At 61.5% G+C, this 14,768-nt stretch carries 14 protein-coding genes; 11 read left to right on the top strand and 3 right to left on the bottom strand.

The window, feature by feature from the left end:
* Positions 1 to 174 precede the first annotated feature (174 nt).
* Positions 175 to 447: a hypothetical protein gene (locus tag LB545_RS21260; protein WP_140498482.1), complete on the bottom strand. Its 273-nt coding sequence runs from the start codon at positions 445 to 447 to the stop codon at positions 175 to 177.
* Between the two features lie 224 nt (positions 448 to 671).
* Complete coding sequence (locus LB545_RS21255) at positions 672 to 1,409, bottom strand: Crp/Fnr family transcriptional regulator (RefSeq protein ID WP_224705786.1); 738 nt, start codon at positions 1,407 to 1,409, stop codon at positions 672 to 674.
* A 222-nt stretch (positions 1,410 to 1,631) separates the two neighbouring features.
* On the opposite strand from LB545_RS21255, the gene LB545_RS21250 reads away from it, so the two are divergent.
* The 6 genes from LB545_RS21250 to LB545_RS21225 all read left to right on the top strand — a co-directional run bounded on the left by LB545_RS21250 (position 1,632) and on the right by LB545_RS21225 (position 7,467).
* The gene (locus tag LB545_RS21250) at positions 1,632 to 2,984 is read left to right on the top strand and encodes a substrate-binding protein (protein WP_224705807.1); all 1,353 of its coding nucleotides are present in this window, start codon (positions 1,632 to 1,634) and stop codon (positions 2,982 to 2,984) included.
* Positions 2,985 to 3,169: 185 nt separating this feature from the next.
* On the top strand, positions 3,170 to 4,045 hold the full coding sequence (locus tag LB545_RS21245) for a branched-chain amino acid ABC transporter permease (RefSeq protein ID WP_140561321.1): 876 nt from the start codon (positions 3,170 to 3,172) through the stop codon (positions 4,043 to 4,045).
* A gap of 11 nt (positions 4,046 to 4,056) precedes the next feature.
* A complete protein-coding gene (locus LB545_RS21240) occupies positions 4,057 to 5,892 on the top strand; it encodes an ABC transporter permease subunit (RefSeq protein WP_140513457.1) in 1,836 nt (611 codons plus the stop codon).
* Positions 5,889 to 6,587 carry an ABC transporter ATP-binding protein gene (locus LB545_RS21235; RefSeq protein WP_224705784.1) on the top strand — a complete coding sequence of 233 codons (699 nt, stop codon included), beginning with the start codon at positions 5,889 to 5,891 and terminating at the stop codon, positions 6,585 to 6,587. The genes LB545_RS21240 and LB545_RS21235 overlap by 4 nt, the downstream gene beginning before the upstream one ends.
* Before the next feature lie 84 nt (positions 6,588 to 6,671).
* Positions 6,672 to 6,950, top strand: coding sequence for a hypothetical protein (locus tag LB545_RS21230; protein WP_140498476.1), 279 nt, complete (start codon positions 6,672 to 6,674; stop codon positions 6,948 to 6,950).
* 64 nt (positions 6,951 to 7,014) lie between these two features.
* The gene (locus LB545_RS21225) at positions 7,015 to 7,467 is read left to right on the top strand and encodes a VOC family protein (protein ID WP_140498475.1); all 453 of its coding nucleotides are present in this window, start codon (positions 7,015 to 7,017) and stop codon (positions 7,465 to 7,467) included.
* A gap of 179 nt (positions 7,468 to 7,646) precedes the next feature.
* On the opposite strand, the gene LB545_RS21220 is transcribed toward LB545_RS21225, so the two are convergent.
* On the bottom strand, positions 7,647 to 8,909 hold the full coding sequence (locus tag LB545_RS21220; protein WP_181172103.1) for an ROK family transcriptional regulator: 1,263 nt from the start codon (positions 8,907 to 8,909) through the stop codon (positions 7,647 to 7,649).
* Between the two features lie 111 nt (positions 8,910 to 9,020).
* On the opposite strand from LB545_RS21220, the gene LB545_RS21215 reads away from it, so the two are divergent.
* The 5 genes from LB545_RS21215 (at position 9,021) to LB545_RS21195 (ending at position 14,715) form a co-directional block, all read left to right on the top strand.
* Positions 9,021 to 10,073, top strand: a complete 1,053-nt coding sequence (locus tag LB545_RS21215; RefSeq protein ID WP_140513463.1) for an N-acetylglucosamine-6-phosphate deacetylase — start codon at positions 9,021 to 9,023, stop codon at positions 10,071 to 10,073.
* On the top strand, positions 10,070 to 11,263 hold the full coding sequence (locus LB545_RS21210) for an ABC transporter substrate-binding protein (RefSeq protein ID WP_140513465.1): 1,194 nt from the start codon (positions 10,070 to 10,072) through the stop codon (positions 11,261 to 11,263). Before LB545_RS21215 ends, LB545_RS21210 begins: the two co-directional genes overlap by 4 nt.
* A gap of 224 nt (positions 11,264 to 11,487) precedes the next feature.
* A complete protein-coding gene (locus LB545_RS21205; RefSeq protein WP_140513467.1) occupies positions 11,488 to 12,672 on the top strand; it encodes an ABC transporter substrate-binding protein in 1,185 nt (394 codons plus the stop codon).
* Between the two features lie 7 nt (positions 12,673 to 12,679).
* On the top strand, positions 12,680 to 13,702 hold the full coding sequence (locus tag LB545_RS21200; protein ID WP_140513469.1) for a Gfo/Idh/MocA family protein: 1,023 nt from the start codon (positions 12,680 to 12,682) through the stop codon (positions 13,700 to 13,702).
* The gene (locus LB545_RS21195) at positions 13,699 to 14,715 is read left to right on the top strand and encodes a Gfo/Idh/MocA family protein (RefSeq protein WP_140513471.1); all 1,017 of its coding nucleotides are present in this window, start codon (positions 13,699 to 13,701) and stop codon (positions 14,713 to 14,715) included. Before LB545_RS21200 ends, LB545_RS21195 begins: the two co-directional genes overlap by 4 nt.
* The last annotated feature ends 53 nt before the right edge of the window (positions 14,716 to 14,768 follow it).

Genomic DNA, 14,768 nt, shown 5'->3' with positions numbered 1-14,768 from the left:
TCGTGGCGACGAACTGGGAACCTCCGTTCAGCATCCTGACGCCGTCCCAGGCGATTGGACCTAACACGGGCTGTCGCGCGATCTATGGTCGGGTCTTTTCTCAATAGTCCGTCGGTCAGTCGGTACCCGCTCAAGGAGGCAGAGCGGTGGCGCTAGCCACCGCTCTTATCTGGATCAATTCCGGCAGTCCGGGCTGACAGGATCGTACTGGTGTGGGCTGACCCCCATGCACTTGGAGTTCGAAGCGCCACCAGGCAATCCGATCGACCCGGTCGGGAAGCCATACACCGCTTCTTCTGAAGCCAATGAATGTTGACCCTTCAAGTCACCCGGGGCTTCGAAGTCACCATTGTCGGCTCGCAGACTGTGGACGAAGGTCGAGTCGATCGCGAACGAAGGCACCGTGAGGATGAAGAATGCAGACGCAGCTGTAATGATCTTATACATGTTTCTCTCCCTTTGGTTGATGGCATCACAAAATTCGTGATGAGAACGAAATTGGCTTAGTTTAAAAACCAACTTCCTCTTCGGGCTTGATCTTTGCTATTTTCTTTATGATCTGTCCGAAAGAGAGACTAAATTGCCTGCTCTGTCATCTCTTGTACGCCGCGGGTGAGATTTGTATGTGAAGGAATTCACGCAGGGTGCTAATATGATCGACGGGACGCTTTTCATTCCCGCTGCTTCAGCACCGGGATCGGAACGAGGGACATCGGCTGGTACTGAGCCAGTCTTCGAACGCCCGCAAGATCAGTCAAGTCGATGAAGCGCGCGTTGCTGGTGATAAGCTGTTCGGCGCGCAATTGCTGAATGATGCGATTGAGATGGGGCACGCTCAACCCGAGCGCGTCCGCCATGATTTCCTGTGAAAACGGCAGATCGAAACTTGCTTCGTCGGCGCGTTCGACTTCCAGGAGACGCGCGTGAATCTCCAGCAAAAGGTGCGCCAACCTTTCAATCGGAGTGCGCCGACCTAGATTGACGATGTGTTCCGCATAAGTCGCTGCCTCTTGGGCGGCGAGCCAACTTAACACCAGACCGAATTGGGGCTGCTCGTAGCAGAGACGAATGTACGCGTCGAACGAGCAGACGGCGTAGGTCAGTTCGCTCACGGCAACGACCGAACAAGTGGATCGATCGAAAAAGCTGACCGGGAATCCAATGACATCACCGGGCAGGATGAGCTTCAGGATTTGCCGCCTGCCGCTGCGCAGCAACCTGTAGCGGATCGCGTAGCCGTCTTTAACAAAGCACAGGTTTCGGAACTCGGAGCCGTGAACGACGAGTTCCTCCCGTTTCCGAATGGTAAGATCGCGCTCGAAGATTGCCTCAAGACGTTTGATGTCTAGCGAATCCAGCTTCATTGCACGTGTCAGTCGGGTCACGATCGGGTGGCCGGTCAGCGGCATGCCATGCTCCAAATGTTCATGACCTTCAACGAAACTTTCCTATGCTTATTAATCCAGATCAATGAACAGAATTATCAAACGAAAGTTGTATTGACTGGCAGGCCTACGCCACTGCGAATGCCCATGCAAATAGGCCATTTTCAGCGTTTCGCTGGAAAAACCGGTTTCCGGGAACAACAAATGAGAGCCGTCCGACGGCTCCACGCTAAGGAGGAACAGCTGATGCCGCTCGACGATGAAAATACTTCCAATATATCCCGCCGCACCATGCTGCACGCGGGCGCAGGTCTTCTCGGTAGTGCCGTTCTGCCCTTATCCAGCTTTGCGGCTTTTGCAGCCGACGACAAGCCCGCGATAGGCACCTGGCCGGCCGGGTCGGCGGGCGACACCGTCTACATCGGAGCCGCGGTGCCCCTTACCGGTGCCTATGCCGTGCAGGGTGCTGATGAACTTAAGGGCTGGCAGCTGGCGGTCGACCACATCAACAACGGCCATGAGTTGATGAAGGCGTTGGCGCCGAAAGTCGACAAGGGGTTGCTCGGCAAGAAGGTCGAGCTGTTGTCCGCCGACAGCGCGGCCAAGCCGAACCAGGCCGTCGAGCTCGAGCAGAATTTCATCCACCAAAACAACATCATCCTGATGACTGGCTCGACTTCATCGGCGGTCGCGGTTGCGCTCAACAAATTCGCGCAGCGCGAGAAGATCCTCTACGTCGCGGGCATCTCCGGCTCAAACGACACAACAGGCAAGGACTGTGTCCGCTACGGCTTCCGCCAGAACTTCTACGGCCAGACCGCAGCCAACGCGATCGGCCCGATCCTTCTGAAGACCTACGGAAAGGGAAAGAAGGCGGCATTCATGACGCCGGACTACACTTACGGTCACACCGTCACCAAGTCGGTGAACGACTACCTGACCTCTCAGGGTGGATGGGAGATGGTGACGGACCAGGTCTCGCCGCTAGGCACCCAGGATTTCAGCCAGTATCTGACCAACATCGCCAATTCGGGCGCCGAATTCATTGTCAACGTCAACTGGGGCCGCGACGCGGTGCTGTCGATCCAGCAGGCCAAGCAGTTCGGCCTGACTCCGAGCATGAAGATGGTCATCCCCTACCAGATCCCCTTCCTTGCCAAGGAAGTAGGCCCCGAACTGACAGCCGGCGTTTTTGCCGCTACCGATTTCTGGTGGACCCTGCAGGACAAGTATCCGCTCGCCAAGCAGTTCGTGGACGCGTTCCAGAAAAAGTTCGGCTATCGGCCGGAATGGGGCGCCGAAAATGCCTATGTCAGCTTCGCTCATTGGGCGCGCATGGTGTCGCAGGCCGGTAGCTTCTATCCGCCGGACGTCATCAAGCAATACGAGAAGAGTGAGACCATCCCTTCACTCGTCGGCGACGTTCACTATCGGCCGGAAGACCATCAGTGCGTGCGACCGGTCGTACTCGTCCAGGGTAAGGACCCCAAGGACATGAAGAGCGACGACGACTACTGGAACGTGGTCGAGGTGGTCGATGGCGCGCCGCTGATGCAGAAGCCTGACGAGTTCGGCTGCAACCTGGGCAGCTACACCTGATATCCCGCAGCGCCTTCTCCGCCCGCCACGGGTGGAGAAGGCGCTCGCACCGGGACTGGCTCTGGCTGGACTCAGACGGTTCGTCTCCCGGCGGTCGGTGGAATGTCGATTGTTCGCGACTTGTCAACCAAACCCTTGCTGGCGCGAGGGCAGGGCATATTTTTCATGATTAAGGTGGGCACAGAGTGATCAACTGGGCAAATTTCATCTCGCAGTGCTTCAATGGGCTCGTGCTCGGCGCGCTTCTGGCGCTGATCTCCTCCGGGCTGACCATCATCTACGGGACGCTCGGCGTCCTGAACCTTGCCCACGGCGCGATGTTCATGCTCGGAGGCTATGCCGGCTGGCTCGCCTACACCTACACAGGTTCATTCCTCGCCGCGGTGGCGGCCGGATCGCTGTTCGTGATGATCGTCGGCGTGTTGATCGAGCGGCTGATCATTCGCCATTTCTACATGCGGCCGCTCGAGGACCAGCTTCTCGTTACGTTCGGGCTCGGCATCGTTTTCGTCGAGACGATCCGCTTCTTCTTCGGCAGCCTCTCGCGCACGGTGCCGCCGCCCGCCTCGCTGGTCGGCATCACCCATCTGGGCTTCATGGTCTATCCCACCTACCGATTGGCGCTCCTCGGCATCGTCGCCCTGGCGCTGCTGATGCTCTATGTCGTGCTCTATCGCACCCGCATCGGGATGATCGTGCGAGCAGGCATCGAGGATTCGGTAATGGTCGATTCGCTTGGAATCGACGTCTACAAGATCTTCATGCTCGTCTTCGGCATCGGAGCCATGGCGGCCGGCTTCGCCGGCATCGTCAACGCACCCGTGGTGTCGATCGCGCCCGATGTCGGGGAAGCCATACTGGTCCAGACCTTCGTGGTCGTGGTGATCGGCGGCGTCGGTTCCTTTCCGGGCGCGATCCTCGGCGGCCTCATCGCCGGCGAAATCATCAGCATCACCTCGATGTTCAATCCCGGTTATTCCTATGTCATGCTGTTCGTGGCGATGACTCTGGTGCTGGTGCTTCGCCCGCACGGGCTGCTCGGCACGGCAGGGCGCGAGTAGACGCGGTCGCCATGAACATCAAACATCCCTTCCTTGTCGAGCTTCTGACGGCGCTGGCGCTCGTCCTGGCGCCGTTCGTGCTGCCCCATCTCGGCTTTTCGCCCAGCACGATCAATCGTATCCTTATATGGGGCCTGTTCGGGATCGGCTTCGACATCCTGTTCGGCTACACGGGATTGCTGTCGTTCGGCCAGTCGGCCTTCTACGGTACTGGCGGGATGTTCGCCGCCTATCTCCTGACTGAAACCGGCTTCTCCTATGTCATGGCTGCCATCGTCATGGGCGCCGTCGTGTCGGGTGTCGTCGGCTATGTGATCGGCCTGATCGCCCTGAGACGCACCGGCATCTATTTCGCCATGATCACGGTGGCCATCGCCGAAGTCTTCTTCTTTGTCGAGTTCAATCCGCTCTCGGCATTCACAGGCGGCGAGAACGGCTTGCCTGGCGTGCCAACCCCGGTCGTCAACCTCGGCTTCACGGTACTCGAATTCAACACCGACTGGACGATGTATACCTTCCTGGCGTTCTGGTATTTCGTGGGCATTGTCGTCGCACTTCGCATCGTACGCTCGCCGGTTGGCGCGATCCTTTCGGCGATCCGTGACAATCCGCTCCGCGCCGCGGCGCTCGGCCACGACATACACGGCTACAAGCTCACGGCCTTCGTGGTTGCGGCGATCTATGCCGGCTTTGCCGGCGGCCTGTTGGGCGTCATGCAGGGCTTCATGCCGCCGGACGCTTTCATGTTCGACACGTCCGGCCAGGTCGTGATGCAGACGGCGATCGGCGGTGCTGGCACACTGTTCGGGCCGCTGGTGGGCGCGACGGTGTGGCTGTATCTGAGCGACTTTTTCCAGAACACATTGCATCTCGGCGCCACATGGAAGTTGGTGCTCGGCATCGTTTTCGTGCTGCTGGTCTGCTTCCTGCGGCGCGGCATCGTCGGTGCGATCGTCGATCTCTATGGGTTGACCGGCGGCCGCAAGCGCATCGAACGGGCCAATACCGCGGTCGAGAGTGCGCCGCACGTCGTGACGGTCGTCGAACCGATGCCGGCGCGCCGGCATGGCACTGCGCCAGCATCCGGACCGATCCTGCAGGTGCAGGGCCTAACCAAACGCTATGGCGGCATCACAGCCAACAGCAACATCGACTTCAGTGTCGATCATGGGGAGATACGGGGCATCATTGGACCCAACGGCGCGGGCAAGACCACATTCTTCAAGATGCTCACCTGCGAGATCGCGCCGACCTCCGGCCGCATCATGCTGGCCGGCCGCGACATTACGGGCATGGGCGTGTCCGAGGTGTGCCAGCTCGGGCTCACCAAGAGCTACCAGATCAACCAGCTGTTCGACCGCCTGACGGTGCGGCGGAACCTGATGATTGCCGCGCTGGGCGAGGCGCGTGGAAAGTTCCGGCTTGACCTGTTCAAGAGTATCCACAGCGTTCCCGGTCTCAATGAGCAGGTCGAGCGAACGGCGGCGCTGGTGAACCTTACGGCGCGGCTCGATCGGCCCGTTTCGGAACTGGCCTATGGCGAGAAGCGGCGGCTGGAAATCGGCCTTGCGCTGGCGACGTCGCCGAGCCTGCTCCTGCTTGACGAGCCGCTTGCCGGCATGAGCCCGCGCGAGCGCGTCGAGACCGTGGCGCTGCTCAAGTCAATCGCGCGTGGACGCACGATGATCATCATCGACCACGACATGGATTCGCTCTTCGAGCTGGTCGAGAAAGTGACCGTCCTGCAGGAGGGCAGGGTACTGGTCGAAGGCATGCCCGCTGAGATCAAGACCAACGCAAAGGTGCAGGAAGCCTACCTCGGCGGGGTACATGGAGAGGTGGCATGAGCCTGCTCGAAGTCAGGGCGTTGAACAGCTATTATGGCGACAGTCACATTCTGTTCGACGTCTCATTGAGGGTCGAGAAAAACGAGGTCGTGGCGCTGCTCGGGCGCAACGGCGCGGGCAAGTCGACGACGCTGAAGAGCCTGATGGGCGTGGTGACGCCACGAGCCGGCTCGGTTGAGCTCGACGGGGTTGAGCTGGTTGGCAGGAAGGCGCACAGCATCGCTCGGGAAGGCATGCAGCTCGTGCACGAGAACCGGCGCATCTTCGGCAGCCTGAGCGTCGAGGAAAACATCATTCTGGCCGGATTGACCGCCGACGACCGCTGGCCGCTGGAACGTATCTACACGATGTTCCCACGGCTGAAGGAACGGCGCACCAGCCGGGGCACGGATCTCTCGGGTGGCGAACAGCAGATATTGGCCATAGCCCGTGCATTGGTGCGCAACCCGAAGATCCTTCTGCTTGATGAACCCAACGAAGGACTTGCTCCAGTCATTGTGCACGATCTGGTGCGCGCCTGCCGCGAACTGGCCCAGGCAGGGCAGACAATCGTGCTGGTGGAACAGAACATCGCCGCGACGCTGGCGCTCGCGAGCCGCGTTTATATCATCAACAACGGCCATATCGCCCACGAGGGCCCGGCCGCCGAGCTCAAGACACAGCCGGGGCTGCTGCAGCATCATCTCGGCGTCTAGGGGCGAGCAGCCGCGGATGGCGTTCGACTTCCGACCGCCTTCGGCCATCCGTGCTTCATGCCGGCGACTATCCAGGGCCATCGCTTGCAGGACCATATCGCCTTCTGGCACCAGCCGCTGATCGCCGGAAATATCAGGACAGTCTCCAGGTTGGAGTCGGCCTGGATGATTGCCGACCTGCCGTGTTGGAAAAGAGAGGCACCGTTCGATTTTCGAGGAATTTCAAGTCGAGCCGGCGCCGGCTTCGGCGGCAATCGAGCAGATGATCGCGTGGAACCCGGAACGGATCGTGTCGACGCACGGTTGATGGTCTCCGGCGGTGCGGTGGGCGAACTGAGGCGAGCCTTCCGCCGGGTCTTATAAAGAGTGTTTCGCCGGCTTGTGCACCGCAAACGAGCGCTCTGATATTTGGCGCGAGGACACCGAGATGACTGAACGACCGGAGAGATATCGAAATGCGATTGTCCCTCATATCTACGTCGACGGGGCGTCGGATGGGATCGCGTTCTACGAGCGGGCATTCGGAGCGATGGAATTGTTCCGAATTGCCCACCCAGGCGGCAAAATCATGCACGCCGAGATTTTGATCTGCGGAGCCGTGATCATGATCGGGGATCCGGACGAGAGACTATACGGCGAGCCGCGGACACTTGGTCGCTGCACAGCTGGCCTTCACATCTTCACTGATGATAACGCGACCTTGCTGCGGCGCGCGGTCAAGGCTGGCGCGGAAGAGATTCAGCCACCCACGAATATGTTCTATGGCGCCAGTTCCGCCACCGTGCGCGATCCCTTCGGCCACGTCTGGGTGCTCCTGTCGTGGAGGGAGGACCTCGATCCGGCAGAGATGGAACGGCGCGGGAATGCGCTCCTGGCCTAAAGAAGAAAACGCCGGCGACATGCTAAATGCGGCTGTTCGCTGTGCGGCTCGTTAGTGAGAACCGGCTCGAAAACCTCCGCGAGGCAGTGAGCTTCGCCCGAGCGGCGTCGCAGCATTCTCCATAGGACGTGAGAGGTGTGGGGCATCGAGATTGCTCCCGGATCTCTGAACCCGCAGCGTCAATCATTCAGATGCTTCGCGTCAGGCATCGGCCTTTGCCGCTTTCCATTCCGCCGGCTCCGCCCCGCGCCATTCGGTTTCCCCTGCGGCGTGCCGAGCAGCACGCGAACGGCGATTTCATGAAGCGGTTGCGCGGCGCCTTGGACGACGTAGTCCAGGCTGGAGCGATCGGAGATCAGGGTCGGCAGGCGCAAGGTGCCGATCAATCCTTCCGCCTCGAAGCGGGAGCGTAGAAGTTCGTAGAGTCCGGCATTGCAGGTAAACGGGCCGGTGATGAACGCCTTCTCGGGGAAAAGCAGCCTGCAGGCGTTCCCCAGCGCGCGCGCCATAAGATCGACGGCGACCCGGATTTCGGGAATATCCGTCAGCTCCATCGTCTCGATTTGGCTGGAGAGGAGTTCCTCCTCCCCCGAAGCCCACGGATATATCTCCCGTATGACCGGCAACAGGGCTGACAGCGAAGCTGCTGTTTCGAGACAGCCCCGGTTGCCGCATCCGCAGGGGCGATCCTTGAGCACGTTGAAACGCCAATGGCCGATTTCGCCGAAGGGGCCGCCCTGGCGCATCGGCGCATCGTCGCTGCCGCGATAGGCCAGGCCGATGCCCCAACCCCAATGAAGAATGAAGGCGCCTTCCAGTCGTTCCATGCCCGGCACGGCGTATCGGGCGCTCAATTCGACATCCAGTTGGCGAAACAGGAACACGCGCGGCGTGATGCCATCGAGCGCCTTGCCGACGTCGAAATCGCGAACGTTCGGCCATCGCGAGGTCAATATCCACGTCCGGGTCTTCACGTCCACGATGCCGGAAACGGCAACGGACGTTCCGACATGACGCATGCCAGACGGGCAGCTGCCGAGCAGACCGGCGACAAGGTCACGCATCGTCGCGGTCATGCGGGCCGAATCGGCGTCGGACGGAACATGGGCGGTTTGCCGGGCGAGGACACTTCCGCGGAAATCGACAAGGACGCCAACCAGTTCCTGGCTGGAAACAAGAAGGACGGTCGCGCCCGCGCAACCGGGGTTCAAAACGATTTGCGCCGGTGGGCGGCCACGGCCGCTCACCTGGCCGACGCTTTGCTCGATGATGCCCCTGCCGACGAGGTCGGCGATGGCGCGCGAGATCGCCATCGAGGTCATGTCCAACTCGGCGGCAAGTGCGGCGCGGGATTTGCCGCCGCCTTCGTGCAGGCTGGCGATGACGCGTGCGCAGTCGCGTTGGCGGGCGTCCTCGAAATCCGCGGTGTAGAGCGTCAACATGCCCGGATTCTTTTCCTTTCGCATTTCTGGATAACATTATTCAAAAATGGCTTGCAAGCGGTATCAAGCCGTGTACTCTCCGCGTAAGGAATCTTGGCGATCGGCCGCAACATGATTACTCCCGGTCTGGTCGACATGCAGGTCAATGGCTTCGCCGGCGTCGATTTCAACTCGGGGACCCTGACGGCGGCGGAACTCGACGAAGCGCTGGAGGCCCTCCTGGCGTGCGGCGTGACAGCGTGCCTGCCGACGATCATCACGGCAAGGCCGGACGAATTGTCGGCGCGGTTCAGCGCTCTCGACAAGGCTGTCTCCGAAAGCCGCCTCGGTCCCCTCATGTGCCCCGGCTATCATCTGGAAGGTCCGTTCCTCAATCCCGCCCCGGGTTATTCCGGATGCCATCCCGCCTCGGCGATGACCGCTGCGGATCCTGCGCTCATTGAGCGCCTGCAGTCGCTGCTCAAGCGCCCGATCCTTTTGACGACGCTGGCACCCGAAGTGGAAGGTGGCATTGCTTTCATACGGGCCATGAACCGGCACAACATTCTTGTTTCGATCGGCCACTCGGCTTGCGGTTTTGAGCTCGTGGCGCAGGCCGCGGCGGCTGGCGCTGTCCTTTCCACCCATCTCGGCAACGGGCTGCCGCAAACCTTGCCGAAACTGGACAATACCCTGTTTGCCCAACTGGCCGAAGACCGTCTCGCCGCGACATTCATCGCCGACGGGATTCACGTTCCGCCAGGCGCGTTGAAATCGCTGGTCCGGGCAAAAGGGCTGGACCGGTCGGTCCTGGTTACCGATGCCGTTTCGGCGGCCGGTGCGCCGCACGGGTCTTACGAATTTGCCGGAATGCGGGTCGAGAGCCGCGCCGATGGCTCGGTCCGCGTTCCTGGCGGCATCGGGCTCGCCGGGTCGGCGCTGCGACTGGACGACGCCGTGCGCAACCTGGTGCGCTGGGGCATCGCCGGTTTCGCACAGGCTGTCGATATGGCCTCGGCAAATGTGATGGCGCTGCTGCAGCCGGTGCTGGACGCGCATGGCCTTCGCGTGCCCGCCAGCGAGATCGAGTGGGCGCCCGACATGACCATCACCCATGCGCGCGTCGGAGAAGAAGAACGCGAATACGACCGGCAAACGACAAAATGGGAAGGAAGACAACCATGACTGCTCGTGAACTCAAGGTGAATCGCCGCACCATCCTTGGCGGCATTGGCGGTACATTCCTCGCCGGCACGACGCGGGCCTGGGCGCAGTCACCCAAATTGCCGGCATCGCCGGTCGTCATTTCGGTGATGGACGTGGGCGGCGCGCTGGCGCTTTCGCAGCCGGCCTTCGAAAACTACGCCAAGAAATATCCCGAGCGCACCGAACGGATCGTCTTCACCAAGGCGCCGGTGACCGAGCTTGCCGGAAAGCTGCGCGCGCAGCAAGAAGCCAACCGCGTCGATATCGACATGGTGCTGACCGGCTCCGACGGTCTGGCGGCAGGCCTAGCCAACGGCACATGGATCAAGATTCTGCCTGATTTCAACGACAAGTTTCCCAAAATCGAGGACAATTACGAACCGGCCGCACTGGCCCTGCACAAGAAGCAGGGCGCAGGATATGGCGTTGTCGTCAACTACTATCCTTCCGGCCCGCTGATCGAATACGCCCCTGAGCGGGTGAAGGAGGTTCCCGGCTCGGTCGAGGAGCTGCTAGCCTGGGCCAAGGCCAATCCGGGCCGCTTCATGTATGCGCGGCCCACCAATTCCGGCCCTGGCCGCACATTCATGATGGGTCTCCCCTACCTGCTCGGCGACAAGGATCCGCAGGATCCCGTCGACGGCTGGGAGAAGACGTGGGGTTATCTGGCAGAGATCGGCCAGTATATCGACTATTATCCCGCGGGCACCGGCGTCACCATGAAGGAATTCGGGGAAGGCAGCCGCGACATCATCATTTCGACCACGGGATGGGATATCAATCCACGTGCCCTCGGCATCGTGCCGGAATCGGCAAGGATCGGCACGCTCAAGGGCTTCCATTGGGTTTCGGACGCCTTTTTCATGTGCGTTCCGAAAGGCATTTCCGACGACAAGCTCGCCGTGGTGCTTGATCTGATGGCATTTTTGCTTACGCCCGAAGCGCAGGCTTATTCCTACGATGAGGGCTATCTCTACCCCGGCCCGGCGGTGAAGAACGTGCCTGTCTCCATGGCGCCGCAGCACAGCCAGGACATCGTCAAACGTTTCGGCAGGGACGAGTATGCCAGCCTCATCGCCGACAACCCGATCGAACTGCCGCTGCCGCCGGAAAAGATGATCGCCGCCTTCCGAAAGTGGGACGAATTGGTCGGCGCAAAGAAATCCTGATGCTTCGCCAAAGGCCGGCCGCGTCGAGGGGCTGGCGCTAGGATAGTGCAGCATGCCAGGCGCGGCCTGACGCGGCCTGTCCGCGACGGGACCTTCAGCGCAGCGGGGCGTCATTTGCGTTGCATTCGATACTAATAGACTAATATATCATTCGTCTGGGAGAGCCGGGATGAAAGTGTGGAGATGCCGCTCTTTCAAGGAGATAAATGAGGAGGACGACGACGATGTTCACGATTTCACGCCGCCAGGCGCTCGGCGGATTGGCCGGGTTTGCAGCGCTGCCCTTTGGCAGGTCATTCGCCGACGAGCTTGCCCTGCCCACTTCGCCGGTGGCGCTCAACATCATTGATGTCGCGGGCAATCTGCAGCTTACCCAGGCGGCAATCGAGAAATTCGGCAAGGAAAATCCGGGGCTCGTCTCCAAGATCACGTTCTCGCGCGCGCCGTCCCCCGAACTGCCGGCCAAGCTCGCCGCGCAGCAGGCGGCCAACCGGGTCGACATCGACCTGGTGCTGACGGGGCCGGGTGCCATGTCGGACGGCATCACCCAGGGCCTGTGGATCGACGTGTGGACGAAATACCCCACTGTGCTGCCCAAGGCTGAGGACGTCTATCTCGACAGCGCCTTGATGATGCAGAAGAACTTCGGCCAGAACGAAGGCGTCGCCGTCGTCTATTCGCCGTCGGGCCCACTCTTCGAATATGCGCCGGACAGGGTCAAGACCATCCCCAGGAACACCGACGAACTGCTGGCGTGGGTGAAGGCCAATCCCGGCAAATTCTGCTATGCGCGGCCGGTCAATTCGGGACCGGGCTGGACCTTCCTGATGGCCATGCCCTACATCCTCGGCGACAAGAATCCTTCCGATCCCATCAATGGCTGGGAGAAGACCTGGGCCTATCTGAAGGCGCTGGATGAAGGCATCGATTACTATCCCTCCGGCACCACGGTGACGATGAAGGAGCTGGCCGAGGGCACCCGCGACATGATCGTTTCCACCTTCGGCTGGGACATCAACCCGCGTGTGTTGGGCATCGTGCCGAAGGAGATCGAGACGTTTGCGCTCGAAGGCACGCATTGGGTGCCCGATACGCAGTTCATGTGCATTCCCAAGGGCGTCGCGGAGGAAAAGGTCGCGGTTCTGGTCAAGCTCATGGCCTTCATGCTCGAACCCGCGCAGCAGGCCTATACCTACGACAAGGGCTATTTCTATCCCGGTCCAGCGGTCAAGGGGGTACCACTCAGCGCCGCGCCGCAGGAAAGCCAGGACGCCATCGCAGAGTTCGGCCGCCCACAATATGAAGAGCTGATCAGGAAGTTCCCGGTCGAAGCGCCGTTAAAGCCGGAAGCACTGGTCGCCGCCTTCGAGAAATGGGACCGCGAGGTCGGTGCCAACAAGATGAAATAGCGGACCAATGCGATTTGCCGTGATCGGCATCGATCATCGTCACGTCTATGACCTGATCGGTGGGCTTCTGGATGCCGGCGCCGAGTGCGCCGGCTACGATCCCGCGACGACCGATCCCAAGGTTGCCGCCGGCATCGCCGAGCGTTTTCCACGGATCGCGCCGGTCGAACGACGGCGCCTGATCGAGCATCCCGCCATCGACCTCGTCGTTACCGCGGCTGTCCCCTCCGACCGGGCCGCCATTGCCGTCGAGGCCATGTGGCATGGCAAGGACGTGCTTGCGGACAAGCCCGGCCTGACCACGTTCGAGCAGCTTGCCGCCGTGCGGCAGACCGTGCGTGAGACGGGACGCATCTTTTCGATCTGCTTTTCGGAGCGCCTCCTGACCCGAGCCTCGACGCTGGCGACGCAGCTGGCGATGGAGGGCGCCATCGGCGAAGTCATCCATGTGACGGGCCTGGGGCCGCACCGGCTCAACCGTGCGCTACGCCCGGCGTGGTTTTTCGATCCCGTGAATTACGGCGGCATCCTGGTCGATATCGCCTCGCACCAAATTGATCAGTTCCTGTTCTATACTGGCTGCGCCGACGCGAATGTCGTTTCAAGTGCGGTCGGCCATTTTGGCGCTCCTGACATTCCAGCATTCCAGGATTTCGGCGACATCCTCCTGCGGGGAGACAAAGCGAGCGGCTATATCCGCGTCGACTGGTTCACCGCCGACGGGCTGCCGACCTGGGGGGATGGACGGCTCATCCTGCTCGGCACCAAGGGCACGATCGAACTTAGGAAATATGTCGACATAGCCGGCAAACCTGGCACGGACCACGTATTCCTCGTCGATGGCCAGGGCACGCGCCATTTCGATGCGTCGGGCGAAAAGATATCCTATTTCGAGCGCCTGCTTGCCGACATGTGCGAGCGTACCGAAACGGCGATGACGCAGGAGCATGTCTTCACGGTCTGCCGGCTGGCGCTCGAGGCGCAGGCGGCGGCGGTCGTCGTGACGGGTCAGGAAAGGAACGCGCGATGAGCAGGCTACGTGTCGCCATGATCGGCTTGGGTCCGGCGGCGTTGCCGCATGCGAAGAGCCTCGTCGATCTTGCCGGCAGGATCGAGGTGAAATGGGCGGCCAGCCGCAGCCAGGCGACGGCAGAAGCCTTTGCCGACCAGTTTTCCTTTCCCGTGACGACCGATATTGCGGCCGCGATTGCCGATCCCGAAGTTCAGGCGGTGCTGGTGCTGACGCCGGCCAACGCACATCTGGCGGTGGCCGAACTGGCCCTTGCCGCCGGCAAGCACGTGCTCGTCGAAAAGCCGCTCGAAACAACACTGGCCCGCGCCGAGAAGCTGGTCACGCTGGCCCGCGGGGCCGGCCTGCGCCTCGGCGTCGTCCTGCAGCACCGTTTCCGGCCGGCCAGCCTGCGGCTGCGCCAACTGCTGGCTTCCGGCGCCATCGGCACGGTGGAGGCGGCCAGTCTTCGGGTTCCGTGGTGGCGGCCGCAGGCCTACTACGACACCGGCGGCCGCGGCAGCTTCGCGCGGGACGGGGGCGGCGTGCTGTTGTCGCAGGCCATCCACGCCATCGACCTTTTCCGCTCTCTGCTGGGAGAGGTAGAGGTGCTGGCTTCGCAGGTGCGGACGACTGGCCTGCACCGGATGGAGGCTGAGGATTACGTCACCGCCCTGATGCGGCTCGGCAACGGCTCACCGGCCTCGCTGCTCGCCACGACGGCGGCCTATCCGGGCTCGCCTGAAACCATGGAGCTTGTCGGCTCGCTCGGCACGGCCACGCTGACCGGCGGGGCGCTGAGCGTCGACTGGCTCGACGGGCGCGAAGAGCGCGTCGAGGCGGAGGGGAAGACAGGCAGCGGCGCAGCCATCATGGACTTCCCCCATGACGCGCACCGTGCGCTGATTGACGATTTCGCCGATGCGATTTCGCAAGACCGCGATCCAGTCGTGACGGGTGAGGAGGCGCTCCAGACACAGCGCCTGATCGCAGCCCTCATCCGTGCGGATCCGGCCAGCAACCAACCCGTATAAGAGCGCTTCCTTCGAACCTCGAACGCTCCAGGATTCCTGGAGAGTGGCTTTCC

The sequence above is a fragment of the Mesorhizobium sp. BR1-1-6 genome, from assembly GCF_020165355.1.
In the GTDB taxonomy this organism is placed as follows: domain Bacteria; phylum Pseudomonadota; class Alphaproteobacteria; order Rhizobiales; family Rhizobiaceae; genus Mesorhizobium.
The sequence above is the reverse complement of the archived record's forward strand: the minus strand, read 5'-3'. Positions and strand labels throughout refer to the sequence as shown.